The sequence below is a fragment of the Streptomyces tatrensis genome (assembly GCF_049310065.1).
Lineage (GTDB): Bacteria > Actinomycetota > Actinomycetes > Streptomycetales > Streptomycetaceae > Streptomyces.
In genome coordinates, this window is the sequence record NZ_JBMDLB010000011.1 from 4,972,609 (window position 1) to 4,997,068 (window position 24,460).

Genomic DNA, 24,460 nt, shown 5'->3' on the forward strand with positions numbered 1-24,460 from the left:
TGTACGCCGCTGGCATCTACGCCACGTCATAGCGGCTCTTCGGCTCGCCCGACTCCAGTCTTCCCGCCGGGTCCTCCGGTGGGAGTTCCCCAGAGAAAGGAAAGTTCGATGGTGGAAGAGAACCAGGGTTCCGTTGCCCCCGAGGGGGGTGGCCTGCTCGTCGCGAAGCGGAAGATCGCGGCCGCTCGCACCCGCGCCGAGCAGGAGTCCGACGTCAGTAGCGGACGTTCCGACGGCAACGACTAACGGGGCTGCCCACGATGCTTGATTCTGCTTCGTGGGCGGGGCGTCTGGGCGGGGACACGTTCCTCGCCCAGACGTACCACCGCTCCTACGCGCACATTCCCGGCGCCGCCGATGTGGCGGACCTCTTCTCCTGGGACGACCTCAACCGGATCATCGCCACTCAGCGCCTGGAGCCGCCCCGGCTGCGGCTGTCGGTGGATGGCGAGATGGTCCCGGTTCACCGCTACGCGGTTCCGACGACGAACCGGCGCGCGGTGACCTGGTCCCGCATTCAGCCGGCCGAACTGCACACCCAGCTCAAGGACGACGCGTCGCTGGTCCTGGATGCGGTCGAGAAGATCCATCCGCCCGTGGGCATGGCTGCCGAGGGCCTGGAACGCTTCCTCGGAACTTCCGTGCAGGCCAACGTGTACGCGTCGTGGACCGATCGGGAGGGCTTCGGCCTGCACTGGGACGATCACGATGTCGTCGTGATCCAGTTGCACGGCTCCAAGCGATGGCGCCTGTACGGGTCCACCCGTGAGGCGCCCACCTTCCGGGACGTGGAGTCGCCGGAGACGCCCGAGGGTGACCCGATGGCGGACATCGTCCTCGCGCCTGGTGACGTGCTCTATCTGCCGCGCGGCTGGTGGCACGCGGTCACCGCCGACCAAGGGACGGAATCCCTCCACCTCACCTTCGGCATGGTCCCGCACACGGGCGCGGACCTCATGCTCTGGGTCATCGATCAGCTCCGCTCCTCCCTCGCCCTACGCAAGGACATTCCGCGGTTCGCCTCCCTGCCGGACCAGTCGGACTTCATCGCCGCGCTGCGCCGTGAAGTGCTGGATGAGCTGGCGGACCCCCGCCTGGTGGAACGCTGGGCGGAGTCGATCGACACGACCGACCTGGGCCACGCCATCCCCTCGCTGCCGTACGTGGATGCTCTCCCCGCGCGGCCGGAGATCTCCGTGCGGCTGACCGCTCCGAGGGCGCGCGTGGTGGAGAACAGCGGGCACAGCACGGTTACGTTCTCGGCGGCCGGTACTGCATGGGACTTCGCCGATGCGGCCGCGCCGGCCCTTCACCTCCTGCTGCTCGGCGCCCCGGCCACGCTGGGCGATCTCGCGAACTGCGCGGGTCTGGAAGTGAAGGATGTGGCCGCGCTGGTCTCGGTCCTCATCGAGGGCCAGGCCGTCGCCGTCGTGGGGACTGCCCTGTGACGGCGGCCCTGGCTCTGGGGACCTACCGGGTCCGGGATGTTACCGAGGCGGCTCGAACGGCTCTGCGGGCGGGAACCCCGTGGATCGACACCGCGCCGAACTACGCCGAGGGGACGGCGCAACACCACCTCGGGCCGGTCCTGCGGGAGCATCCGGGGGCAACTCGGGTGGCGACCAAGGCGGGGTTCTTCTCCCGGGCTCAGGCCCGTACCGCCCTGGCTCTGGATGTCCTTCCCGAAGAGGATGCCGCCGCAGGACACAGCCTCGACCCCCGGTTCATCTGCCATCAGGTGGAAGAGGCAGTCTCCCAACTCGGACGTGTGGACCTGCTGTTCGTCCACAACCCTGAGCGTGCCATTCACGACGGGGGCCGGGCGGTGATGCACTGGCGCCTGAGAGAAGTGTTCCGAGTCCTGGAAGGGCTGGTGCAGCTCCGCCGGATCGGCGGATACGGGGTGGCCACCTGGTCCGGTCTTCGGGAAGGCGTTTTCAGCGTTCCCGAGTTGACGACTCTCGCCCGTGAGGCGGCAGGTTCCGAGGGGCACCACCTCATCGGCCTACAGATGCCCGTGAGCCTGATCACGGACGCGCCGATCACGCAGGCCCTCAACGGCGGCGGGCCCCTGGTCCAGGCCCGGGACGCCGGGATGCTCACCTTCGGCTCCGCGCCCCTGCACGGCGGCGAACTCCTCGACGCCATGACACCCGAACTGGTGGACTTGATCCGCCCCGGCCTCTCGCCTGGCGCCGCCGGCCTGCTGGCTGCTGCCTCCTGCCCGGCCCTGGATGTCGTGCTGACCTCGTCCAGCAGCCGCGAACACTGGGACGATGCCGCCAAAGCCCTGGCCGCGCCCCTCACCCGTGAACACCTCAGGAGAGTGACCGATGAACTTGCCACCGGATGAGGCCACCGGGACGCTGATGACGGCCGCGCACACACGTGCGGCGGAAGCGGTCGGCCTGGTCTGCTCTGGGCCGCTGGCGTGGGGCTTCGCGGGCTTCACCCTAGGCCGCCGCTCGGGCCCCTACTGGCTGCGCGTCAGCCGGAGCCTGGTCAAGAACGCCGGACGCAAGCACGGGCAAGGAATCGTCGGCGCCGACCTCCTAGTGCCCCGCGACGTACCGCGTCCGGCTGTCCACGGAACCTACGACTGGACCGAGGGCGAGTACGCCTTCGAGGCGGAAGTCTTGGACCTGGTCCCGCACCCCGTCGTGTCACCCCGGACTCCGGAGCTGGTCCGCAACCCTGCCCTGCCTGACGAATGGTGGGCGGCTCTGCGCCACTCCCTCGACCGCCTGGCGGAAGTGGAGGGCGCCAAGGAGACGGTGCGGGATGACTGGATCGAGCGGGCCTTCCCCCAGTACCTCGGCATCCCCACCCCGGCCAAGATCGAGCGCGTCACCGGCCACGGTGACCTGCACTGGGGCAACCTCACCGGAATGCCGCTGACCCTCCTGGACTGGGAGCGCTGGGGCCGCGTCCCCGTGGGCTACGACCCCGGCCTCCTCCACGCGCACAGCCTCCGGGTCCCCCTCGTCGCCACCCGCATCCGCAGCCACTTCGCGAACGTCCTAGGCACTCCCGCTGGCCGCATCGGCGAACTGGCCGCACTCGCGGAGATACTCCAGGCCGTCGCGCGAGGCTTCTATCCCAAGCTCGCGCCGCTCCTTCTGGACCGCGCCGAAGAGTTGACTGGCATCCGCCCCCCGGCCACAGCCCCGGCAGAGATCACTGCCTAACCCCTGTGCTGGCCTGGGCGGTACAAGCCCCTGTGGGGCCGACGCGTTCGGCGTCGGCCCCACAGGCGTTCACGGCGTCAGGACCGGGCGGTTAGGTGTTGGGCGAGGGTGCGGGCTTCGGGTGTGATGCCGTCGAGGATTTCCTTCGCGTAGGGGCTGCCAGCCTGGGCTTGGAGGTTCTGGATGGCGGTCCAGTTGTCGGCGAGGACCTGGAGGACCTGCTGGGTGTGGTGGATGCTCTCCTGGCGTCGGGTGTGGTGCTGTTCGGCGCGCTGGTGGGCTTCCTCCCAGGTGATGTCGCCCTGCTCGGCGAGGTGGGTGTGGGCGGGTGCGGTGTCTCCGTCAGCGGCTCGGATGGCGTCGATTTCCTTCACGCGCCGGCGGAGGCGTTCTTCTTCGAGCCGCTGGTCGAGTGCCCGGGTGGCATCGTCGAGGGTGATGAGCTCTTCGGCGACCTGGTCGGCGAGGTCGGGTGCGTGCTTGCGCAGGTGCTCGTACTGGGCGGCGGAGACTTCGGCCTGGGCTTTGCGCTGGAGGGCTTCGGCGTGGGCGGCGTCGAGCCCGAGCGTCCCGGCCTGGACCCGCTTGGCGAGGTCGGAGGCGTGCTTGTAGACGACGTTGGCGGCGGAGAGGCGGCTGCGGCTGATGGCGTGGAGCTTGGCCTACTCGCGCAGGGAGTGTCCCGAAAATGAACACGCCATCACGGTGATCATGGCTTGCTGGCCCTTGCTGATGTGCCGGCGGTGCACGTTGTGCGAGACGATCACGCGGATGGGGTCGTCGCCGTTGTAGGTGGTGAAGCGGGGTTCGATTCCGGCGAGTTTGCAGGCGGCGAGGCGGTTGCGGCCGTCGATGACGACGCCGTCACGGTCGAGGACGATGTCCTTGTGCTGGCCTTCGGCCTTGATCGATTCGGCGAGGTCGTGGAGTTCGTCCTCGGGGAGCATGGGGAGGCTGTCGGCGAAGGGGTGGATCTTCAGAAGGTTCTCCTTGTTGTGTGGGTGCCGCATGGCTTGGTGGCGGCGGGGCGGTACTTCAATGGTCTGGAGAATCCCCGGTTTGGCTAACCGGGGATCGTCGGCTACTTTTCGCCGCGCTTGCTGCGGTCAGCGCCGACGCGTGCGGTCGGTCGCTGCCGTGTTCGCAGGCTGTGCAGGCGTCGGGGTGGGGGTGCCGTGCTTGCCTCGGGCGGGCGTGGCCTGGGCGCTTTCCGGCGCGGCGGGCAGGTCGGCGAGGCGGCGCAGGCGCCAGGTGAGGACGTCACTGACGGAGGTGGCGCTGTCCAGCTCCCTGCGGCGGGTGGCTTCGGCCAGGAGGGTGACCGGGTCGTGGCCTGCGTTCTGGGTGTCGGCGAGGGTGGCGGCCAGGGCGGGCCAGCCGGGTTCGGCCAGGACCTGTTCGGCGAGCTCGGGCAGTGCCTGGCGCAGGGTGCCGGCCTGCTGCTGGTGTTGCGCGACAGTCAGGTGCAGGCCGCGCTGGCGGATCACCGCGATCGGCTGGGCGGAAGCCGCCTGGTAGGCGGCGCGCAGGTGCTCGGCGCTCTGGCCGGCGGCTTCGGCTTGCTGGTCGTGGTGGCGGGTGTGGTGCCAGTGCCGGGCGGCGACGACCGCCAGGAGTGCGGCGTCCAGGAGCATCGCGAGTGCTGCCCCGTCCTTCGGTGCGGGCTCGCGGACGATCGCCTTGATCGCCGATCGTGTGGCGTGGGCCTGCTGGTGTTGGGCACGGATACGGGAGCGGCTGGCACGCTCGAACGCAGCTGCTGCCTCTACAAGTTGGCGTTGCAGGTGGTGGGGTGCGGCCAGGGGGAGGATGTCGAGAGTTTCGGCGAGGACCGCGACGTCGCCTGCCCAGTCGCATCCTCGCTGTGGTCGAGGAGGTCGGGGATCTGGCCGACAGCTTCTGTGGCCCGCTTCCAGGCCGAAGGCCGGATGGTCGGCTGCTGGCCCGCCTGCTGTGTGCTCTTCGCGAGGCGTTCGGCGATCTTGGGGTAGGAGAGGTCTGGCGCCAGCTTGGAGCCGGAGAACCAGACGGGCTGTCCGTCTTTGTTGACGTCGCCGGGGATGGCGACTTTGTATCCGCGGATGTCACCGGAAGGGAAGTGCTGGATGTCCACCAGGACGTTCGTGCCGCCGAGGATGGCGAAGAACTCTTCGGTCGTGGTGGCGGCGCCGATGGCGGTGCGGACGGTGGTGCGCAGGCGTTCGCGGGGTGTGGCGGAATGCCCGGTGCGGTGGGCTTTCTCCTTTTCGGCGTGGGTGGGGCGTTTGGCGGCTGTGCGGTCTCCGCGCAGGACTTGCCGCAGGCCGTATTCCTTCTCGATGGCGGCGAGTTCTTTGTCGGCGTGCAGGTAGTCGTTCCAGTTCCGGGGCGGGCGCAGATCGCCCCGCATCTTGGTGGCGACGATGTGGATGTGGTCGTCGGCGTGGCGGATGGCGGCCCAGTGGCAGGCGTCGGGGTCGCCGGCGGGTGCGATGCCGGTGGCGTTCAGGACCCGGCGGGCGATGGTGGCCCAGTCGTCGTCGGAGAGGATGCGGTCTTCGGGTGCGGCCCGGACCGAGCAGTGCCACACGTGTTTGTTGGGGGCCCGGTCGCCGGCCTGTAGGACGCGCAGGTCCAGGAGGGCGGCGAGCTGGGCGAGGGTGGCGGTCTCGTCTCGGCCGGGGTCGGGGGCGAAGCCGTCGAAGGAGGCGACGAGGTGGGGGTCGGTGTGTTCATTGGCGCGGCCGGGCCCGTACAGGTAGGTCAGGACGCCTCGGGTGTCGGCGCCGCGCTTGCCGATCTTCGCGATCAATCAGGCCACCCTCTTCGCGACAGCCGTCTTCGTCATAGCGGCAACGATGACGTCGGCTGTCGTATGGGCGAGGCCGAGGAGGCGTTCCGCCTGGGCCAGGACGGCGCTGTCCACTGGGTGTGGATTTCCGCCGGAGTTGAGCTTCTTGGCGATCTGGTTGACGTTGTGGCCGATCGGGGCGATCTCCGTACGCAGGGCGGCGAGTTCGTCGATCAGGTCATCGTGGGACGTGCGCTTGTCCGGCATCTCGAAGGCGCCGTCGAGGTAGGCCATGACGATCGCACCGACCAAGTGCGCGCCGGCCAGGTTCAGGCGACGGGCCTCTGCGTGGATCGCGGTCTTTTCGGCGTGGCTGTAGCGGACGTCGACACGCTGGGTGCGCTGGACTTCCTGACGGGCGCGTCGGTGGGCGACGCGGTACAGCGCGGCAGCGTCAGCGGCACGCACAGCGGGCACGACGGCAGGCACGTCGACGCAGACGTTCGGCCCCTCCTGCTCCGGTGCGCCCTCGCGCCGGAGCCCCTCCGCCACCCCTGGGGCGGAGGCAGTGTTGGACCGGCCCTTGGACGGTCCAACGCCATACCTTGCTGCCCGGTTGGTGGCTGGGGTCGAGGTCGCTTGCTGCTGTTCGCGGGAGGTGGTGAGAGCTGGCTGATCGCGCATTGCGAGGGACTCCGGACGGCTTGGTGGGTGGGACGCGTCGCGTGCGTTGCATGCGTCCCGTGGCTGGTCAGGGCAGGTACGGATTGGGGTTCAGGTACGGAGCTCTCCGTCCCGAGAGGGAACGCCGTCCCCGCGCTGATCTGCGCGGGGACGGATGCGACGGAGTGAGACGGACCCAGGGTCCGGGTCAGCGGGCTCGCTTTGGGCCGCCCGGCAGACCGGGCGGTGGGGGCGGCATCGGTCGGGCAGGGGGCACGCGTGGCGTCTGCATGGGTGTGGGGTTCGCGACCGGCGGGGCCGGCTGCGCGGGGCCAGACGTGTTCGGTGCGGGCTCGGCGGGGGCGATGGGCTCGGGGCAGTACCGGGCCCACGCATCCAGGAACTGGTTGCGGATGTAGCCCTTGGCCTGCCTGCCGTTCTCGAAGCGTTGGTTGGCCGAACTGATCCCGAAGTCCCTCAGTAGATGGCCCAGGTGGTAGGAGCTCAGGCCCTTTGTGCCGTACTCCGCCCAGGGCGCGTCGAGGTCCTGGACCAACTCGGCGAGCAGGTCGACGGTGGGTAGGGCGGCTGGGTTACTGCGATCGGCGTAGATGCGCCGGATGTCGCGCAACAGCCTTGTTTTTAGCGTGGTTTCGGCGTCCTGGCCCACCTCGTGCCGTGTCATGCCCAGGCATGCCGCGCGGGCCAGGGCGGGCCAATGCCCACCGGCCATGTCCGCGACGATGATCAGGGGTTCCCAGGTGTCCGCAGCACGGTCTTCGACCGGCATCGGAGGCACCAGGCCCGAGGCGGTGGTGCGTAGCGGGGTCAGCCACGCGGCCAGGTGCTGGCGCAGTGCGTTCAACTCGGGGACGGCGTCACGCGAACGGAACGGTGAGACCTGTTCGCCGGGCTTGCGCTTCTGCATGCGGATCACGACCGACCGGTCCATGATCGTGTCCGGTAGGTCTCCGATACCCGCCAATGCGGCCATGGCGAAGGTGTGAAACGCGGTAGGTTTGTGGTCCGGGCCCGCGACGCGCCAGGCGGGCCGATTGCGCTGGTGCCCGGCGTTCAACAGGCCGCGCAAATCCTCTTTGTCGCCTGCCTTGGGCCCGAAGATGGTGTCGGCCTCGTCGACCAGCAGCGTCGGCGGGTTCTTGCCGATGATCCGGAAAATGACGGCCGGAGACGTGTTCACCGTCATCATCGGCTGATGGACGGTCTCGTGGAGGACGTCCAAGAGGCGTGACTTGCCGCACCCCTTGGTCGGCCCGACCACCGCCAGGCGGGGCGCGTGCTGGAGCGCCGGCTGGATGTGGGTGGCAGCCACCCACAAGGTGACCGAGGTCAACGCCTCCGGGCTGGGCAGCACCACGTACCGGCCGATCGCTGCCCGCAGCTCGTCCAGGAGCTGTGCGCCTTCACTGCCGTCTTGGCCCGCGCCATCTGCCGGTCCCCCAGAGTTTTGGGGACCGGTCCCCTGCGCGGGGACCCGGGTAGTGGTGGGACCGCTCCCCTTCTGTAACCCCGCCGTACGGGGACCAGATGCTGTCAGTTGGTCCCCGGTCCGGGGACCGCAGGAGCAGGCTCACCGGTTACGGGACCGTGGGGACCGGTCCCCACGGCTCCGACCTGCTGGTTCTCCAGAGTTTCGGGGACGGAGCCGGTGGCCCGAGGCGTGGGGACCGCCTGGTTCGGGGACCGGTCCTCTGCTGTCGTCTGCCGGGGACCCGAGGCGTGGGGACCGTGATGGTCTCCGGGACCGGGGCTCTGGGGACCGCCCGCGCCGTGGGTGAGGGCACTACCTTGGGGACCGAGGGATCGGGGACCGTCGTGTTCCCCGTCGAGCAGTAGAAATGTTTGGCCGGGTATGACGAACGCGGTCGAGGCGGGTTTGTTCGCCGAGGCAGGGGTGGGGGAAGTGTCATCCATAGTGCTCCTGTCTGGCGCGGGCAGGGGCCATTGCGCCGGGTGGGTTCGTGCGGTGATGACGGATCAGTGGAGAGGGGGCGGACTCGCACCGCCGGCCAAGGAGACGGTCAGGCCGGAGTCTGTCCCGCGAGGTCGGTGTCCGAGTCTGTGGTCGCGTTGGGCACCCAACGGCCGAGCACCCTGACGACCGGCTTCTGGTAGCAGACCTGGCGGCCGTTGCTGGTGGTGAACTCGACTACCTCAATGGCCAGGTCGCAGAGGGAAGGGCCAGCCACATTGGTGAGCTGAGCGCGGATCCCGCCCACCGTTTCGGCGAAGCGCCACGATGAGGACCTGAAGCGGAACAAGCCGAGGCCAGGGGCATCGAACAGCCGGAACGAGAGCGTGGTGACGGGCTGAGGCCCCTGGCCGCGCCTGGCCCGCGCCTTGCGCTCTGACATGAGCTGTGGGCACCCACAGAGCCGACCAGCCCTGGGCGCAGGCGACAAGAACGTGCACCCGTTGCAGTGGTGCGCGAGGCCGCGGGAGTCCCACGACTTCATCTGCGTCGTCAGGTTCCCCGGCCCGTCGAGGACGATTCGGAGGCTGGCCTCCTCCGATACGACCTCAAGGTGCTCCGATCCATTGACCAGGCGCCGCTGTGGTTCGACGCCGAAGATGCCGGCGACGTACTCCGTGGTTTGGTCCGACGCGGTGAGCAGGCACCAGACCGGCTGGGAGAGCAGCTTGCCGTCGATGACTCGGCCGAAGTCGAACTCGCCCGCCACTTGCTCAGTCGTGCCGGACTCCGTGCGTGTGTGCGGAAGGGCGTTCCGTTGACGACGACGAGTGGCATGCGAACGGGGATGGTCATGCGCGGAGGCCGGGAAGCGGCCGTGATGGCCGGAATATTCGGGGGCGACAGGGGGAGGGGTGGGCGGGGTGACCCCAGGGGCAGGGTTGTGCAAGCGACGGCTCCAGGTTGCTTGAAGGTAGGCCGGCGCGCGAGCAGGAGTGTGCCTGCCCTCGTGCCGTCAGGATTACTTCAATGATCTGGAAAATCCCCGGTTAGGTGAACCGGGGATCTGGGTGTATGTTGCCCCGTCTTCACTGGCCCATCAGCGGATTAGACCGCTACTGCGAACTGCTCCGCGCACCCCGGAGATGCCGACTCCCTGGCTTGGCCTTCCCCCTCCTCGGCCTGTTCCGCCCGTACGAATTCGATGACCGTCCGCTGCTCGACCGGGGACGACTTCCCCGCGCCGGCTGCCTTGGCGACCGTGATCCGCTGCACGAAGAGCTTGACGAAGTCCCGGCGTTCCGGGGTCGTCGCGGCCTCCCACCAGGACCCCTGGCCCACGGGGTCGACGTCTCCCGCGCCGACCGGCAGCCACAGGTGGATCGGGAGCGTGGGCGTCGCTGCCTCCTCCAGTTCGATGAGACGTGCCTCCGCTCGTTCCATGCGACCGAGGAGCCGCTCGCGGCGCTCGCGGAAGCGCCGCCGGCCGACCGGGTCGGCGTAGTCGCCGGCCTCATCGTTGTCGTACAGCTCCTCCAACGCGTGCTTGGCGTCGGCGCGCTCGGCGACGAGGCTGCGGCGTTCTCCCACGATCTCGGGCTGCTCGGTCTGAGCCGCGTACCTACGGGCGGCCTCCGCGAGGATCACCGCCGTCTCGGGATCGTCCTCTGCCGTTTGGATGAGGCCGAAGATCCGCCGGGCCACGTACAGGTCCAGGGACTTCATGCTGATGGTGCACTCGCCCTCGTGCTGGCCCGGCAGGGCCTTCCGGCGGCGGCACCGGTACGCGGCCTTGGCCGGGGTGGTCGCGCGGTGCGACGTCATGACCGCGTCGCAGTCGCAGAACAGGACGTCCATGGCGGAGAGAACGGCGTGCCCGCGCGACAGGCCCTTGCCCTGACCCCGGCCGTCGAGCCACTCCTGGAGTTCGTGCCAGTCGTCGGGCGGGATGATCGGCAGGTAGACCGCGACCGGTTCCATGGTCTCGGGGTCGCGCTCGATGCGGTAGCTCTCGATGGTGCTGGTCAGTTTGCCGTCCTCGCGGCGCTTGTAGACCGGCGTTGCCGCGTAGCCCGCGATACGCGGGTCGCGGAGGATGCGCATCGCCGTCTTCGGGTCCCAGACGCTGTCCTTCGTCTTCTTGCCGACCTTCTGGCCCTTGGTCGGTACCCCGTCCGCCGTCATCTGGGCGCAGATACCCGTCAGCGATCCCGGGTGCCGGCGCCCGGCCCCCGGCTTGTAGGGCATGTCCTTGTGCTTCTTGATCCTCGCCCACATGTCCTGGATCACCAGCACCTCGTCGGGCTCGTGCTCCAGCACCTGGATTACCACGGGCTTGCCCTCGGACGTCAGGCGCGTCACCGGGACCATGCGGAAGCCGTACGGCGGCTTGCCGCCCAGGTAGCCGCCGAGTTCAGCCGCTGCCTTCTTGGCGGCCCGTACGGCGTCGCTCTTGTTCTTGCTCTCGCTGTGGGCCGCGTCGAGCCGCAGGATGAGATGGATCAGGTCCATCAGGTTGCCCTTGCGGAACTCGCCCTCGGTGAGGCTCACGATCGTCACGCCGAGGTTGAGCAGCTCCGTGACGATGGGGATGGCGTCCAGCGGATCCATCCGGGACAGGCGGCTGATGTAGTAGACGGTGATCAGGTTGATCCGGCCCGCATGGCAGTCCTTGATCAACCGGTCATAGTCCGGGCGCTCGTCGCCCGTGAACGCGGATATGCCGAGGTCCTCGTACTCGGTGATGCTGACCGCGCCACGACGCTTCGCCTCGGCGACACCCGCCGCGCGCTGCGTGACGGTACTGACCTCGGACTTGTTGGCCCGCCCCACGGACTGACGCCCATAGACCCCTGCATGGATGTCCATGCCGGTCACCACCCCTGGTCTGTTCATGGGGGGACTCTAGCGAGTTTTTCAGTCCCCCAACTGGTTTCACTCAAGGGCACCCCGTGGCACCCCCACCGCGGCTTCGAGACCGTCACCTACCTGATCGACGGAACCTTCGTCCACCAGGACAGCAACGGCGGCGGCGGAGTCATCAACGGCGGCGACACCCAGTGGATGACCGCGGGCAGCGGCCTGCTGCACATCGAGGCACCGCCGGAGTCGCTCGTGGTGTCCGGCGGGCTCTTCCACGGCCTCCAGCTGTGGGTGAACCTCCCCGCCTCCGACAAGATGATGCCCCCGCGCTACCAGGACATCGGCGGCGGCCAGGTCCAGCTGCTTTCCACCCCGGACGGCGGCGCCCTGCTCCGCGTGATCGCCGGTGAGTTGGACGGCCACCAGGGCCCCGGCATCACCCACACCCCGATCACGATGATCCACGCGACGGTCGCGCCCGGCGCGCAGATCACCCTCCCGTGGCGCGAGGACTTCAACGCCCTGGCGTACGTACTGGCGGGGCGCGGCTCGGTCGGCGAGGACCGGCGGCCGATCCACACCGGGCAGACCGCGGTCTTCGGCGAGGGCGGCTCGCTGACCCTGCGGGCCGACGAGGGCCAGGACTCCAACGCCCCCGCGCTGGAGATCGTCCTGCTCGGCGGGCAGCCGATCCGGGAGCCGATGGCGCACTACGGGCCGTTCGTGATGAACAGCAAGCACGAGCTGCAGCAGGCGTTCGACGACTTCCAGGCGGGCCGGCTGGGCCGCATCCCCACCACGGCCCGCACCGGCCTCGGCCACCGCGGCACGGGCGAGGCCGCGGAGGACTGAACCCGGGCCCCGGCCCCGGCCCCGTACGGCGAAGCCCCAGGCCATTGGCCTGGGGCTTCGCCGTGTAGTGCCCCCGTCGGCGCCTCAGCGCCTCAGCGTCTCAGTGCTTCTGCGGGTTCGATGCGGGCGGCGCGCCAGGCGGGGTAGAGGCCGGCGAGGAGTCCGGTGAGGAGGCCGAGGAGGGGGGCGGTGGCGACGGTGGTGGGGTGGATGACGGGGGTCCAGTCGCGCAGGACGGCGATGGTGAGGACGGTGAGGGTGCCCAGGGAGGTGCCGACGAGTCCGCCGAGGGCGCCGAGGGTGCCTGATTCGGCGAGGAATTGGGTGGTGATGTGGCGGCCGCGGGCGCCGAGTGCGCGGCGTAGGCCGATTTCGCCGGTGCGTTCGAGGACGGCGACGAGGGTGGTGTTGGCGATGCCTACGGCTCCGATGATCAGGCAGATCCCGGCCAGGATGAGGAAGAGCTGCTGAAGGTCGGAGGTGACTCCGGAGCGCAGGGTGCGGGGGTCGGGTGGTGGTACGGCTTTCAGGTATTCGGGGTGGTCGGGGCGCAGGGCGGTGGGGGCGAGGTGGGCGACTTGCTGGGCGGCGCCGATGTCGGTGGCGATCAGCATGCTGGTGCCGTCGCTCTCGGGCGGGCCCCAGATGTCCTCGGCGGTGGTGCGGGGGACGGTGACGGTGAGGAGGAGGTCTGGCTTGCGCTGGACGTCGTTGATGATTCCGATCACGGCGAAGGGCTCGTCGCCGATGAAGACGGCGGGGCGGGTGTCGAGGGTGGTGATGCCGAGGCGTGCGGCGACGGACGAGCCGAGGACGGCCACGCGTTGCTTGGTGCTGGAGTGGTACTCGTCGTAGAGGCGGCCCTGCGCCATGGTCGGGGCGGCGGCTCGTAGGGCGCCGGGTGACGCGGCGATCACGCCTGTGCTGTCGCCCTCGCTGGTGGTGCCGCCGACGGGGGCCGAGCGGACGCCGCCCGCGGTGTCGTCGAGGCGCACGGTGTAGAAGACGCCGGCGTGCTGGACTCCGCCCAGCCGCTCGACGCGTTCGTCGGCGTCGGCGGGGAATCCGGGTCCGGCGAAGTTGTCCTTCTCCTGGGCGATGTCCTCGATGGTCACTTCGGTGGCGGTGAGGAGGTTGAAGCGGGCGTCGATCTGGGAGGAGGTGGTGGCGGTGAGGCCGAGGACGGCGACGAAGGTGCCGACGCCGAGGACGGTTCCTAGTGCGGTCAGCGCCGAGCGGGCCGGGCGTTGCAGGATTCCGGCGAAGGCTTCGGAGACGTTGTCGCGGGCGGTGAAGCGGGAGGGTTCGATACGGACAGCGGCGCGGGTGGGGCGTCGGCGCCGTGCGAGTTGGCGGAGTTGGGGGAGGTTCATGCGGGGGCCTGTTCGCGCAGGATGCCGTCGCGGATGGTGACGGTTCGGCCGCCGTGTGCGGCGACTTCCTGGTCGTGGGTGATGACCAGGACGGTCATTCCGTCGGCGTGGAGTTCGTCGAGGAGGGCCAGGACGGTGTCGGCGTTGGCGGAGTCGAGGTTTCCGGTGGGTTCGTCGCACAGCAGGAGCGAGGGGCGGGCGACCAGGGCTCGGGCGATGGCGACGCGTTGGCGTTCGCCGCCGGAGAGGCGGGAGGGGAGTGCGTCGAGGCGGTGGGCGAGTCCGACGCGGGTGAGGGCTTCGCGGGCGCGGGCGGGGCGCTGTTTGCGGGGGACGCTGTTGTAGAGCATGGCGAGGGCGACGTTTTCCAGGGCCGAGCGGTGGGGCAGGAGGTGGAAGGACTGGAAGACGAATCCGATGCGGCGCCCGCGCAGCGCGGTCCGGTCGTTGTCGCCGAGGGCGCCGGTGTCGATGCCGTCGATGAGGTAGTGGCCGGTGGTGGGTGCGTCGAGCAGGCCGGCGATGTTGAGGAACGTCGATTTGCCGGAGCCGGAGGGTCCGACGACGGTGACGAACTCGCCGCGCTGGATGGTGAGATCACACGGCTTGAAGGCGGCCACCGGAGGCGGGCCCGGGTAGGTGAGGCCCACCTGCCGGAACTCGATCACGGGCGGCACGACCTCGGCCACTACCTCGGCCACGGTCATGAACTGCCGCCGCTCTTGCCGCCGTTGGGCTTGTCGCCGGTCTGCTTGTTCGCGACGCCCGGGTTGACTCCGATGACGACCGAGTCGCCATCCGCGATCACGCCATCCCCGGTGGGCCGGATCTCCACGTAGCCGTCGCCGGTCGTGCCGGGCCGGACCTCGACGCGGCGCTGGGTTCCCGTGCCGTCCACGACGGTGACGCTCGTACGGCCGTCGGTTCCCGCGGAGACAGCGGTCACCGGAACGACCAGCGCGTTCCCGTCGGTCGCGGCGGCCTCCACGGTCAGCCGTACGTCCTGGCCCGCGAGTTTGGAGTCCAGCGCGGCGAGGGGGCGTACGAGCATCTCGTACCCGCTCGGACCGCCGGGAGCGGGAGCCTGCTGGCCCTGCCCGTCCCCCTGGCCGCCGTTCGGCGCGGCGGGTGGCGCCGACGCGGTGTCCGCGACCGACAGCACCTCGGCGGCCACCGTGACCCCGCTGGTCTCGGAGAGGATCTCGACCTTCTGCCCGGCCCGGACCAGGCCCTTCTGATGTTCGGCAAGCTGACCGCGTACGACGAGCGCGCCCGCGGACAGGGTCATCGCGGCGCCGCTGACCGGCGAGCCCGGGCGGACGCTGACCGTGTCCGCACGCGCGGGGAAGGACTCCAGGAACACGACCTCGCCGGCCGGAACCATGGGACCGGCCGCCGCACGGGCCTCGGTGAGGCGCTCGCGGGCCTTGGCCAGGTCCTCCTGTGCACGGGCCACGGACCGGGCAGCGTCCTGACCGGACCCCTTGCCACCGGTACTCCCCGAACCCGAGGTGCCCTTGGAGCCCTCAGCGCCCGAGGAACCCGTACTCCCCGTACCGCCCGAGGAACCCGTGTTCGCGGCCTTCGCAGCGGCCTTGGCGTCCTCCACGGAACGCTCGGCCGAAGTGACCGCGTCCTCGGCGGACTTCACGGCCTCACCCCGGTCGGCGACGGCGGGCAGCGGGTCGTAGCCGATCGACTTGTAGAAGGAGGCCAGCGCCGCCTTCGTACCCGCGCCGAAGGTGCCCGACCGGTCGGATCCCGTGCCGTGGCCGAGCCCTGCGAGGGCCTTCTGGAGCTGCTTCACATCATCACCGGTGGCACCCGGCTTCAGGTCCCGGTACACCGGCAGTGCGCCCGGGAGCGCGAAGACGGGGCGGCCGGACACCTCCAGGAACACCTTGCCCGCCAGGACGGGATCGCCTGGACGAACGGCGACCTTGGTGACCACGGGAGGACCGGAACCCTCCCCGCCCGCCACCGTCGGGGTGACCTGAACGGCCTGGGCGGAGGTGACCGTCCCGCGCACGATCACGGTGTCACGCAACACCCGCTTCTCCACCCGCGCGACGAGCACGTCCAACGGCGGCGGACCGGCCTCGGCAGCGGTCTGTGCCGGCGACTTGATCACCAGCGAGGCGGCGACACCGGCGGCGGACAGCAGTACGGCCCCCACGGCCACGGCCGCCACCCACGTGCGGCGCCGGGACAGACCGGCGGAGGGCTCAGCGCCTTCGGACTCCCCGGCGGGCTCTGCGGGGCCTATCGCCGCCATGGGCCCTGTGGCCCCCGTGTCCCCCGTCATCCGGTGGCGCCCTGCCCGCTGGTCACCGACTGGGGCCGGCCACCGCACTTCTTCAAGGCGTTGCCCCCCTCCGGTGACTCCTTCAGGCCGAGCTCTTCCATGTCGTGCTGGGCAGTCTTCGGATCGGGATCGGGGAAGTTCGCCACCCCGTTCGCCCGCATGCAAGCGGTGAACGTCTTCGCCGCGGTGAGCTCTTCGGCGGTCACCGGCGGAACCGACCGGCGGCTCTCGCAGGCGGCTTCGGCTTCCTTGACCTTGGTCAGATCCGCCTTGCTCGAATCCACGACCGGAATACCGGAATCCGTTTCCTTCATCGGCAGCCCCTTTTCCTTGAGGCACTGGAAAAAGTCGGCCTGCTTCGGATCGACCGCTCCCTTGGACTGCCCGGATTGCGGAGCAGAAGTGGAGGCCGAAACGGAGGGCGAAGCGGAGGGCGAACCCGAGCAGCCGGACAGCAGGAGAACGGTCGAAAGCAAAGCTGGGGCGGCCACAAATCGGGCTCGTCGGAATGGCACAGCAGTCCTCCTGAGGCGTCGCGTATCACCGACACCCTAAGTGACAAACGCGATCGCATTACCTGTACTCGAGTACAGGTGGGAATCACGCCATGGCGTGATCGCGCACCTGTGCTCAAGGACAGTTGTAAAGGCCCGCCATGGCGTGATCCACTCGTTGACGGTCAGGGAGCGGCCTGCAATTGGCCTAGACCTAGACCATCGAAAGTCACAACGCCTTTAATGAAAGAGATGACTGATGAAGCTTCGTAATTCCCTGCGTGCCGTCGCGGCTGCCGGCCTGATTCTCGGCACCATCGGCGTCAGCGCCGGTACGGCCTCGGCCGCCGGCAAGGACGGCTGGCTCACGTCCGGGGAGTTCGGCCTGTTCTGCTTCCAGAACCAGCAGAACTCGGTCTTCGACCTCTATGTCTCCGACACGAACTTCGCCGACGACTACTTCAAGGGTTCGCAGAGCTGCGCCGGATCCACCACGAACGACAACACCGAGTCCTACTCGAACCAGGACTCCTTGCGGTGGAGCGTGCACACCGACTGGAACGGTGGGGGCACCGACGGTTTCATCCCGGCCGGCTACAAGGGCAACGCCAGCTCGACCTTCAAGAACACCATCTCCTCCGCCTACATCGCCTAGGCACATCCGCCTAGACCTCGCAAGCGACACGGCAGCTCCGCGCGTATACGCCGCGCGGAGCTGCCGTGCTCCGCATCCTAGCCGTCCCCGCATCGGAGTCTTATGTTCGCGCCGCGTCCCGTACCTACTGCCCTGACGGTGTCCGCAGCCGTGCTGACACTCCTTCTGACCGGGTGCTCACAGTCGGGCGGCGGCGACTCCGGCGAGGAACCCCCGATCGGCGCCGTGCCGGTGCTGCTCGAAAGCAAGACCCTCGCCTTCCCCCTGGCCTCCTACGAGCCTAACGCCCAGCAGAGCGGGCTGCTCGACGAGGCGCAGGACGTACTCGTCGACCAGTGCATGCGGCGCTACGGGTTCCGCTACGAGCTGCGGCGGTCGGCCGGCTCGGCGGCCACCGGCGACGAAGGCCGACGGTACGGACTCTCCGATGCCGCCGAGGCGGCCCAGTACGGCTACACGAACCCGGAGATCGGCCGCACCCAGAAGCCGCCGCAGAAACCCATGGGGCCCAACGAGAAGCTGGTGCTGGGCGGTTTGGAGGTAGACCCCTCCCTGCCGGTCCCGATGAACCAGGAAGAAGCGGAGAAGTCCGATGTGGCGGCCACGGTCGTCGGCGGGCAGAAGGTTCCGGCCGGCGGCTGCCGGCGCGAAAGCTTCCTCAAGCTGTACGCGCCGTCCAAGGACTCGGTGGACATCATGGTCTCGCAGAACTTCCGCTTCGACGGCTACGCCCGCTCCCAGGAGGACAGCCGGGTGCGCAAGGCCATCAAGTCGTGGAGCGAGTGCATGGGGAAGGCCGGGTACACCGTGGACAGCCCGATGGGCCCGCCACCCGGCATCGACGACTCCAACTTCAGCGGCCCGAAGGCGATCGCCATCGCCAAGCAGGACGTGCAGTGCAAGAAGGAGACCAACCTGGTGGGCATCTGGTACACGGTGGAGACCGCCTACCAGAAGCGGCTGGTCGAGCAGAACGCCGAGACCCTGGACCGGGCGAAGAAGCAGCTCGACGAACGCATCAAGCTCGCCGCCTCCCTGATCGCCGCGTCCTGACCCGTGGGGAAGCGAGCAGCCCGGCCGACCCCTGTCGCATTACGGCGCCGTAGGAGGAAACACGCCGTGGCGGCCGCAGTCGTGGCGGCGGCGGCCTGCGCCGGGGCGGGGGCGGTCATCGTGCTCCGGCCGACACCGTCCGAACCGCCGGTGCAGCAGGCGCTGGTGGAGCCGAGCGGGAGCCCGGCGCCCACACCCACGGCCTTACCGTCGCCCTCTGCTTCACCGTCCCCCTCGGCCTCGGCCTCGCCGCCGCCGTCACCTTCTCCGTCGGCAACTCCCGGCACCGCCGTGCCGGATACCGGCCCGGGCACCTTCAAGGTCGCGCAGGCCCAGGGCAAGGCCCAGGGGCAGGGGCGGATACGGCGCTACCGGGTGGAGATCGAGGACGGGATCCAGTTGAGCGGGCCGCAGACCGCGCGAGCAGTGGCCGACGTCCTCGGGCATCCGCGCGGCTGGACGAGGAACAACGCGTACGGATTCCAGCTCGTTTCCTCGGGGCCCGTGGACTTCACGGTCAAAGTGGCCACGCCCGGGACCACCGACCGTCTGTGCGACGTGACCACGCCGGAGAGCCGCGGCAATGTGAACTGCCGGACCGGACACACGGTCGTGGTCAACCTGAAGCGCTGGGTGCAGGGTTCCCCGCAGTTCGACGGGCCGGTCGAGGAGTACCGGGCACTCATCATCAACCATGAAGTGGGCCACGAAATAGGCCGCGGGCACGAGGGCTGCGCCGGTCCCGGCGCACTCGCACCCGCGATGATGCAGCAGATCAAGGGGCTGGGTGCCTGCCGGTCAAACGCGTGGCCGTACGACACGAACGGCCGCTATGTAAGAGGGCCTTCCGTGCCGTGAGTAACTCCGCATCCGTGCCCGGTGGAGCAGGTGGCTATTCGGTGATGTACCGCGAGGATGCACGTCTGGGTGCGGGACAGGCCGCCCAGTTTGCCGCGGATGTTCTCCAGATGGAATTTCACCGTGCGGACAGCCGTCTCGACACGCTCCGCGAGCTCGTCATTCGAGGGGCCCCACGCCAGCAAATGGAACACCTGGAGTTCCCGATCGGAGAGATCGAATATGCGAGGTAATCCCTGACGAATCCATTCTGTTTCCTTGTCGAACTGGTCCCGTTCGTCGAGTTGGCAGAAAGTGCAAAGTGGAGTCAAGTAATCTACATCTTCCGCAACAGGGAACGTCAAGAATTTACTTCAGCTTAACCTTTCGATATGGGTCGAAGCATTGGTGACTTCCCACATTACCGATGAGTTGTCACCATTGATTCCTCCGAAAGGAAAACGGGTGGCGCTCCTACCGGTTCCGGGGCGCGTCCGCACCCAGCAGTCCGATCAGCCGTGAGCTGCTGTCGGCGCCGAAGCCCGCGGCGACTCCGCGGCGGTACAGGTCGGCGTGCGCGGCCAGGATCGCGGTGTCCACGCCGGAGTCGGCGGCGGTGTGGAGGATGTGCTCCACGCTCGCCGCGCACATGGCGAGGCGCTCGTACGTGCCCTCGTGTGCGTCCGCGTCGATCAGCGGGGCGCCCCCCTCGTAGAAGCCGCGCATGGTGTCGGCCGTGTAGCCGGCGTAGGGCACGATGTCCGCGGCCGTCAGGCCGTTGGCCTTCGCCACGGCGAGGGCCTGGTACCAGCCGGTGTACGCGGTCCAGAACATGATCATGTTGAGCTGGTAGTACAGCTGCGCATACCCGGCGTCGGCACCCCGGTAGTCGGTGGCGGCGAGCAGGTCGAGCGCCGCGCGGTGGGCGGCGTAGACGTCCTCGGGGCCGCTGACGAACATCGACGAGCCCTCCTGGCCGATGCCGGTGGGCGGTACGTTCACCCCGCCCGTGAGGTACGAGGCCCCGCGCTCCTGCGCCCAGCGGGCGGCCGCCCGGGCCTTGTCGGGTACGTCGGAGGACAGGTTGGCTAGGACCCGGCCGCCGAGGTCGGCGCCGGCCAGGGCCGTGTACATGGCGTCCACGTCGATGAGGCTGAGCACGGTCAGCCCGCTCGCGGCGACCGCGTCGGCGGCGCCGGCGGCCCGCCGCGCGCCGCGGGCCACGAGCTCGGTGTCCTTGCCGGGGCTGCGGTTCCAGACGGTGACCTCGTACCCGGCGTCCAGGTAGGCGGCGGCCATGGCCCGGCCCATGGGGCCGAGTCCGATGACGGTGACCTGGTGGGGGGTCTGGTGCGTCGGCTGGTTCATGGCAGAGCTCTCCTCGGGTCGATGTCTGTGACGAGTCTCTAGAGCGAACGCTCTATCCAGCGCTCAGGAACGAACGTAGCACGCACTAGAACGAACGCTCTATCTAGAATCGGCGGTAAGGTTCCTCCCATGGCAGCAGCAGAGGTGAAGACGGCCGCGGCGGACGGACTCGGGACGCGGGAGCGGCTGGTCCGCACCGCCTCGCGCCTGCTCCAGCACGGCGGGTACGAGAACGCGCCGGTCAAGCAGCTCGTCCGCGAGGCGGAGGCCACCCTCGGCTCGCTGTACCACTTCTTCCCCGGCGGCAAGCAGGAGCTCGCGGTCGCCGCGATCCACTTCGGCGACGAGGAGTTCGCCGAGATGCTCCGCTCCGCGCTGTCCGCCCACGCGGACCCGGTGCGCGCCGTAGAGGCCGTCGCGGAGCTGCTCGCCGAGGCGCTCGAAGCATCCGACTGGCGCGACGGCTGCCCGGTGACGCCCACGGCGCTGGAATCGGTCGGCCGCCTGCCGGAGCTCCAGGCGGCCTGCGCCCAGGCCTTCGCGAACTGGCAGCAGCTCGTCGCCGCGAAGCTCCTGGCCTGCGGCCACCCGGAGGCACAGGCGCGCGACCTGGCGGTCACCGTGATCAACACCCTGGAGGGCGCCGAGATGACCTCCCAGGTCACCCGGAGCCGCACCCCCCTCCTCCTGGCGGGCCGGCACCTCGCGCGCCTGGTCTCCTCGTACGCCTCCGAAACAGCGCTGGGGCGATCGGATTGATCATCAGGACCTTCGGCGGGCCGGGGCGGCGACGGGAGGCTGTTGGCTTATCCGTGGCATACGCGCAGCACAGCCGATCAGCCCAGCGAAAGAGACCGAGTTGAACACCGAACCCCCTCCCTACCCTCCGACGCGCCACGCCGGCCCGTACCCCGTGGGGGCCGGCGGCGCGTACGTCCCGCAGGAGATGCCGAAGGCGGTGAAGACCGCGCGGATCGCGATGTTCGCCGGGGCGGGCCTGAACTTCGTGATCGGGCTCTCCATCCTCGTGCTCACCTCCGCCGGGACGGTCGCGGACGAGACCGGCGAGGCGGGGCTCACCGCCGGGGTTCTCCTGGTCGTCGGTCTGATCACCCTGCTCACCGCCGTCGCCTGCCTGGTGACCGGCCTCAGGTTCCGCAAGGGTGGGAACGGCGTCCGTATCACCGCCATCGTGATCGCGGCACTCATCGGCGCGAATGCCCTGTTCGGGTTGATCTACGGAGACGGGACGTCCGGGCCGAGCTTGGCCTTCACCGCCGTGGTGCTGTCCTGCTGCCTGAAGAAGGAGAGCGCGGCCTGGTTCCGGCGGCCCAGGGCGTAGGTCGTCCCTTCCGAATCTTGCCGGGGGACCCTTCATCGACGAGCCGTCGACTGCTCTGCACCACGTAAAGACGAGGTGACGGCGGTTGTGCCTCCACGGATGTCCACCCTCGAGCGGTTGGCTGGAGTCCGACGCCCCGCGAGGAAGCCGGACCTTCGGACGGACCTTCGGACGGACCTTCGGACGGACCTTCGGACGGACCTTCGGACGGACCCTTCGAGGAGGTGGCCGCGGTGGTGGAGCCATCGTCCGGTGCCCGGAGTGATGCGGGATCCGTCGAAGCCGGCGGCTACCGGCAGGAGCTGAAGCGGACGCTCGGCTCCTTCCAGGTGTTCGCGATCTCGTTCGCGTTCATCTCGGTGGCGGTCGGCATCTTCGCGACGTTCGACGAAGTCCTGCTGACCGCCGGGCCGGTCGGGATCTGGTTGTGGATCGTCGCTGCGGTGGGACAGACCCTGGTGGCGTTGGTGGTCGCCCAGTTCGCGGCCCGCATCCCGCTCAGCGGTTCCTCGTACCAGTGGGCCTCGCGGCTGGCCAGCCCGAAGATCGGCTGGTGGTTCGGCTGGCTGACCTTCTGCTACCTGGCGATCGGCGTGGTGGCGGTCGACAACGCGCTCGCCGGCCAGGCGTTCATGCCGCTCGCCGGCATGGCGCCGGACGAGGGCGCCGCGCGCCTGATCACCCTGGTGGTGCTGCTCGTCCAGACCGTGCTGGCCGTGGCTTCCACGCGTCTCGTCAGTCTGATCAACACGGTCGCGGTGGGGCTCGAGCTGGCGCTCGTCGTGGTGGTGGCGATCGGGCTCGTCATCGCGGTGGCCGTCACGGGCGACGGCGCGGTCGGCAACCTCACCTCGCGTGGTGTCGTCGAGAACACCCCGGACTATTTCGCGGTCGGCGGCGGGCTGATGCTTGCGATGATCATGGGGCTCGCGACCCTCGTCGGCTTCGACTCGGCGGCGAACTGGCCGAGGAGGCCAAGGACCCGTTCCGCACCGTTCCGCGCGCGATCGTGGGGTCGGTCGTGGCGGCCGGGGTTCTTGGCATGCTGTTCCTGATCACGCTCACGGTCGCGATCGAGGACATCCCCCGCATCAGCGCCGAGGGCTCACCGGTCGCGGCGATCATGCGTGACCAGCTCGGTCCGGTGATGGAGAGGACGCTGTTGGTCGCGATCACCATCGCGTTCTTCGGCGCCGGGATCGTGGTGATGGTCTCGTGCTCGCGGCTCGTCTTCGCGATGTCGCGCGACGCGCGCTTCCCCGCCCACCAGCTGATGCGGCGGGTCAACCCCCGCACGCGGACGCCGATCCCGGCGACCGTGCTGGTCTTCGCCCTGGGGGTCGTCCTGATGGTCGCACTGCCGGGAGCCGCGCTGCTGGAGCTGATCACGGCCTCGACCATCCTCCCCGCGGTCACCTACGGCGCGACCATCGTGCTCTACCTGGCGGTGCGCGGACGCCTGAGCCGCAAGAAGGGCGCCTTCGACCTGGGACGCTTCGAACTGCCGGTCGCCATCTGCGCACTGCTGTGGACGCTCGTCGCGCTGTTCGTCCTGGTGACCCCGAAGGAGGCCTTCGTCTCCGTGGTGATCGTGGTGGGCCTCCTCCTGCTCGGCGGCCTGTTCTACCTCGGCATGCTGATGTTCGACCGCCGGGCCCTGGAGACCGAGCCGGGCGAGGCGGACTCCTTCACCCGCTGACCGGCCATCAGGCCTGCGTCGCGTAGCGGGACTTCAGTTCCGAGACCACGCCGAAGAAGGCCGCGGTCAGTGGTACGGCCAGGAGCATTCCGAGGATGCCGGCGACGCTCGCTCCGGCCGTGATCGCCAGCATGACCACCGCCGGGTGCATCTGCACGGTGCGGCTCTGCACCATGGGCTGGAGGATGTACCCCTCGATCATCTGGACGGCCAGCACCACGCCCAGGGCCCACAGGCCGATCACCCAGCCGCGGTCGGCGAGGGCGACGAGGACCGCCACGGCGCCGGAGAGGAAGGCGCCGAGGTAGGGGATGTAGGCGGTCACGAACACCAGGGCGGCCAGCCCCACCGCTCCGGGGACCTGCAGGATCAGCAGACCCGCGCCGATCAGGATGGCGTCGACCAGGGCCACGAAGGTGGTCCCGCGCATGAAGCCCTCGACGGCCCCGTACGCGCGCCGCCCCATGGCCTCCATCAGGTCGCCCGAGCGCTGCGGCGCCATCGAGCGCAGGGTGCTCACGGCCCGGTCGGAATCGCGGAGGAAGAAGAAGATCAGGACCATGGCGAGCAGGGCCGTCGCCATCATCGTCGCGACCACGCTGAGACCGGTGACCACGCCCGAGGCGGCCGTTCCGCCGAACTTGGTGAGCAGGTCCTTGGAGTTCTTCGCGACGTCCTCCAGGGAGGTGCCGAGCGCCCCGAAGTGCTTCGCGAGGTCGGTGCCGGCCTTCCGCAGGGAGTCGATGATCTGGTCGCCGGTCTCGATGAGCGCGAGGACGACGACGTAGCCGGCCCCGCCGACCACGGCGGCCACGGTCAGGCAGGTGAGGGCCGCGGCGAGCGAGCGGTTGACCTTCATGCGGACCAGCCGCCCGTGCATCGGCCCGAGCAGGGCGGTGCCGAGCACGGCGAGCAGGACGGGCGTGACCACCGTCCGGAAGACGGTGCACAGCCACACGACGAGGGCGAGGACGGCGGTGGCGAGGAGGACGACGACGCACCAGGCGGCGAGGCGGCGTACGGGCTCGGGCAGCAGGGGAGTTGTCGGCACGGCTCATCCAAACAC

At 69.4% G+C, this 24,460-nt stretch carries 22 protein-coding genes and 3 pseudogenes; 12 read left to right on the forward strand and 13 right to left on the reverse strand.

Annotated features, from left to right (window positions below; genetic code table 11):
- The first annotated feature begins 108 nt into the window (after positions 1–108).
- The 5 genes from ACODT5_RS38530 to ACODT5_RS38550 all read left to right on the forward strand — a co-directional run bounded on the left by ACODT5_RS38530 (position 109) and on the right by ACODT5_RS38550 (position 3,880).
- Positions 109–246: a hypothetical protein gene (locus tag ACODT5_RS38530; protein ID WP_422523655.1), complete on the forward strand. Its 138-nt coding sequence runs from the start codon at positions 109–111 to the stop codon at positions 244–246.
- Between the two features lie 14 nt (positions 247–260).
- Complete coding sequence (locus tag ACODT5_RS38535) at positions 261–1,448, forward strand: cupin domain-containing protein (protein WP_422523656.1); 1,188 nt, start codon at positions 261–263, stop codon at positions 1,446–1,448.
- A complete protein-coding gene (locus ACODT5_RS38540) occupies positions 1,445–2,353 on the forward strand; it encodes an aldo/keto reductase (protein ID WP_422523657.1) in 909 nt (302 codons plus the stop codon). Before ACODT5_RS38535 ends, ACODT5_RS38540 begins: the two co-directional genes overlap by 4 nt.
- Positions 2,334–3,188 (forward strand): hypothetical protein, encoded by an 855-nt coding sequence (locus ACODT5_RS38545; protein WP_422523658.1) that lies wholly within the window; start codon positions 2,334–2,336, stop codon positions 3,186–3,188. The genes ACODT5_RS38540 and ACODT5_RS38545 overlap by 20 nt, the downstream gene beginning before the upstream one ends.
- A gap of 95 nt (positions 3,189–3,283) precedes the next feature.
- Positions 3,284–3,880: a hypothetical protein gene (locus tag ACODT5_RS38550; RefSeq protein WP_422523659.1), complete on the forward strand. Its 597-nt coding sequence runs from the start codon at positions 3,284–3,286 to the stop codon at positions 3,878–3,880.
- Here the strand turns inward: ACODT5_RS38550 and ACODT5_RS38555 are convergent.
- The 6 genes and pseudogenes from ACODT5_RS38555 to ACODT5_RS38580 form a co-directional block, all read right to left on the reverse strand.
- The gene (locus ACODT5_RS38555) at positions 3,851–4,198 is read right to left on the reverse strand and encodes a ParB N-terminal domain-containing protein (protein ID WP_422523660.1); all 348 of its coding nucleotides are present in this window, start codon (positions 4,196–4,198) and stop codon (positions 3,851–3,853) included. The two genes, ACODT5_RS38550 and ACODT5_RS38555, sit on opposite strands and share 30 nt — an antisense overlap.
- Before the next feature lie 96 nt (positions 4,199–4,294).
- Positions 4,295–5,979, reverse strand: a pseudogene (locus ACODT5_RS38560) (relaxase/mobilization nuclease domain-containing protein).
- Positions 5,980–6,435, reverse strand: a complete 456-nt coding sequence (gene mobC, locus ACODT5_RS38565; RefSeq protein ID WP_422523661.1) for a plasmid mobilization relaxosome protein MobC — start codon at positions 6,433–6,435, stop codon at positions 5,980–5,982.
- Positions 6,436–6,829: 394 nt separating this feature from the next.
- Positions 6,830–8,179, reverse strand: a complete 1,350-nt coding sequence (locus tag ACODT5_RS38570) for a DUF3631 domain-containing protein (RefSeq protein WP_422525160.1) — start codon at positions 8,177–8,179, stop codon at positions 6,830–6,832.
- A gap of 484 nt (positions 8,180–8,663) precedes the next feature.
- Positions 8,664–9,323, reverse strand: coding sequence for a recombination directionality factor (locus ACODT5_RS38575; RefSeq protein ID WP_422523662.1), 660 nt, complete (start codon positions 9,321–9,323; stop codon positions 8,664–8,666).
- 338 nt (positions 9,324–9,661) lie between these two features.
- Entirely contained in the window at positions 9,662–11,449 is a 1,788-nt protein-coding gene (locus ACODT5_RS38580) for a recombinase family protein (protein ID WP_422523663.1), read from the reverse strand.
- 45 nt (positions 11,450–11,494) lie between these two features.
- Here ACODT5_RS38580 and ACODT5_RS38585 point away from each other — a divergent pair.
- Positions 11,495–12,268: pseudogene (locus ACODT5_RS38585) on the forward strand (pirin family protein); the annotation flags it as partial.
- 92 nt (positions 12,269–12,360) lie between these two features.
- On the opposite strand, the gene ACODT5_RS38590 reads toward ACODT5_RS38585, so the two are convergent.
- The 4 genes from ACODT5_RS38590 to ACODT5_RS38605 are packed head-to-tail and all read right to left on the reverse strand — an operon-like array spanning position 12,361 to position 16,437.
- Entirely contained in the window at positions 12,361–13,641 is a 1,281-nt protein-coding gene (locus tag ACODT5_RS38590) for an ABC transporter permease (protein WP_422523664.1), read from the reverse strand.
- Entirely contained in the window at positions 13,638–14,348 is a 711-nt protein-coding gene (locus ACODT5_RS38595) for an ABC transporter ATP-binding protein (protein WP_422523665.1), read from the reverse strand. The genes ACODT5_RS38590 and ACODT5_RS38595 overlap by 4 nt, the downstream gene beginning before the upstream one ends.
- The gene (locus tag ACODT5_RS38600) at positions 14,345–15,946 is read right to left on the reverse strand and encodes a peptidoglycan-binding protein (protein WP_422523666.1); all 1,602 of its coding nucleotides are present in this window, start codon (positions 15,944–15,946) and stop codon (positions 14,345–14,347) included. The genes ACODT5_RS38595 and ACODT5_RS38600 overlap by 4 nt, the downstream gene beginning before the upstream one ends.
- Positions 15,943–16,437, reverse strand: a complete 495-nt coding sequence (locus ACODT5_RS38605; RefSeq protein ID WP_422523667.1) for a hypothetical protein — start codon at positions 16,435–16,437, stop codon at positions 15,943–15,945. Before ACODT5_RS38605 ends, ACODT5_RS38600 begins: the two co-directional genes overlap by 4 nt.
- A 262-nt stretch (positions 16,438–16,699) precedes the next feature.
- On the opposite strand from ACODT5_RS38605, the gene ACODT5_RS38610 reads away from it, so the two are divergent.
- The 3 genes from ACODT5_RS38610 to ACODT5_RS38620 all read left to right on the forward strand — a co-directional run bounded on the left by ACODT5_RS38610 (position 16,700) and on the right by ACODT5_RS38620 (position 19,006).
- Positions 16,700–17,095 carry a hypothetical protein gene (locus ACODT5_RS38610; RefSeq protein ID WP_422523668.1) on the forward strand — a complete coding sequence of 132 codons (396 nt, stop codon included), beginning with the start codon at positions 16,700–16,702 and terminating at the stop codon, positions 17,093–17,095.
- Positions 17,096–17,245: 150 nt separating this feature from the next.
- Positions 17,246–18,148, forward strand: coding sequence for a hypothetical protein (locus ACODT5_RS38615; protein ID WP_422523669.1), 903 nt, complete (start codon positions 17,246–17,248; stop codon positions 18,146–18,148).
- 291 nt (positions 18,149–18,439) lie between these two features.
- Positions 18,440–19,006: a DUF3152 domain-containing protein gene (locus ACODT5_RS38620; protein ID WP_422523670.1), complete on the forward strand. Its 567-nt coding sequence runs from the start codon at positions 18,440–18,442 to the stop codon at positions 19,004–19,006.
- Here the strand turns inward: ACODT5_RS38620 and ACODT5_RS38625 are convergent.
- The gene (locus ACODT5_RS38625) at positions 18,979–19,350 is read right to left on the reverse strand and encodes a response regulator transcription factor (RefSeq protein ID WP_422523671.1); all 372 of its coding nucleotides are present in this window, start codon (positions 19,348–19,350) and stop codon (positions 18,979–18,981) included. The two genes, ACODT5_RS38620 and ACODT5_RS38625, sit on opposite strands and share 28 nt — an antisense overlap.
- Positions 19,351–19,459: 109 nt before the next feature.
- Positions 19,460–20,353, reverse strand: a complete 894-nt coding sequence (locus tag ACODT5_RS38630) for an NAD(P)-dependent oxidoreductase (protein WP_422523672.1) — start codon at positions 20,351–20,353, stop codon at positions 19,460–19,462.
- Between the two features lie 129 nt (positions 20,354–20,482).
- Here ACODT5_RS38630 and ACODT5_RS38635 point away from each other — a divergent pair, with 129 nt between their 5' ends.
- From ACODT5_RS38635 to ACODT5_RS38645, 3 genes and pseudogenes are all read left to right on the forward strand, one after another.
- Positions 20,483–21,112, forward strand: a complete 630-nt coding sequence (locus tag ACODT5_RS38635; RefSeq protein WP_422523673.1) for a TetR/AcrR family transcriptional regulator — start codon at positions 20,483–20,485, stop codon at positions 21,110–21,112.
- 100 nt (positions 21,113–21,212) lie between these two features.
- Positions 21,213–21,695: a hypothetical protein gene (locus ACODT5_RS38640; protein ID WP_422523674.1), complete on the forward strand. Its 483-nt coding sequence runs from the start codon at positions 21,213–21,215 to the stop codon at positions 21,693–21,695.
- A 359-nt stretch (positions 21,696–22,054) separates the two neighbouring features.
- Positions 22,055–23,394, forward strand: a pseudogene (locus ACODT5_RS38645) (APC family permease).
- 7 nt (positions 23,395–23,401) lie between these two features.
- On the opposite strand, the gene ACODT5_RS38650 reads toward ACODT5_RS38645, so the two are convergent.
- Positions 23,402–24,445 (reverse strand): AI-2E family transporter, encoded by a 1,044-nt coding sequence (locus tag ACODT5_RS38650; protein WP_422523675.1) that lies wholly within the window; start codon positions 24,443–24,445, stop codon positions 23,402–23,404.
- Positions 24,446–24,460 lie beyond the last annotated feature (15 nt).

Coding starts and splice junctions, on each gene's coding strand:
- ACODT5_RS38600 (WP_422523666.1), bottom strand. CDS start 15,946: ATGACGGGGGACACGGGGGCCACAGGGCCCATGGCGGCGATAGGCCCC.
- ACODT5_RS38630 (WP_422523672.1), bottom strand. CDS start 20,353: ATGAACCAGCCGACGCACCAGACCCCCCACCAGGTCACCGTCATCGGA.
- ACODT5_RS38530 (WP_422523655.1), top strand. CDS start 109: ATGGTGGAAGAGAACCAGGGTTCCGTTGCCCCCGAGGGGGGTGGCCTG.
- ACODT5_RS38545 (WP_422523658.1), top strand. CDS start 2,334: ATGAACTTGCCACCGGATGAGGCCACCGGGACGCTGATGACGGCCGCG.
- ACODT5_RS38610 (WP_422523668.1), top strand. CDS start 16,700: ATGAAGCTTCGTAATTCCCTGCGTGCCGTCGCGGCTGCCGGCCTGATT.
- ACODT5_RS38580 (WP_422523663.1), bottom strand. CDS start 11,449: ATGAACAGACCAGGGGTGGTGACCGGCATGGACATCCATGCAGGGGTC.
- ACODT5_RS38555 (WP_422523660.1), bottom strand. CDS start 4,198: ATGCGGCACCCACACAACAAGGAGAACCTTCTGAAGATCCACCCCTTC.
- ACODT5_RS38590 (WP_422523664.1), bottom strand. CDS start 13,641: ATGAACCTCCCCCAACTCCGCCAACTCGCACGGCGCCGACGCCCCACC.
- ACODT5_RS38595 (WP_422523665.1), bottom strand. CDS start 14,348: ATGACCGTGGCCGAGGTAGTGGCCGAGGTCGTGCCGCCCGTGATCGAG.
- ACODT5_RS38535 (WP_422523656.1), top strand. CDS start 261: ATGCTTGATTCTGCTTCGTGGGCGGGGCGTCTGGGCGGGGACACGTTC.
- ACODT5_RS38635 (WP_422523673.1), top strand. CDS start 20,483: ATGGCAGCAGCAGAGGTGAAGACGGCCGCGGCGGACGGACTCGGGACG.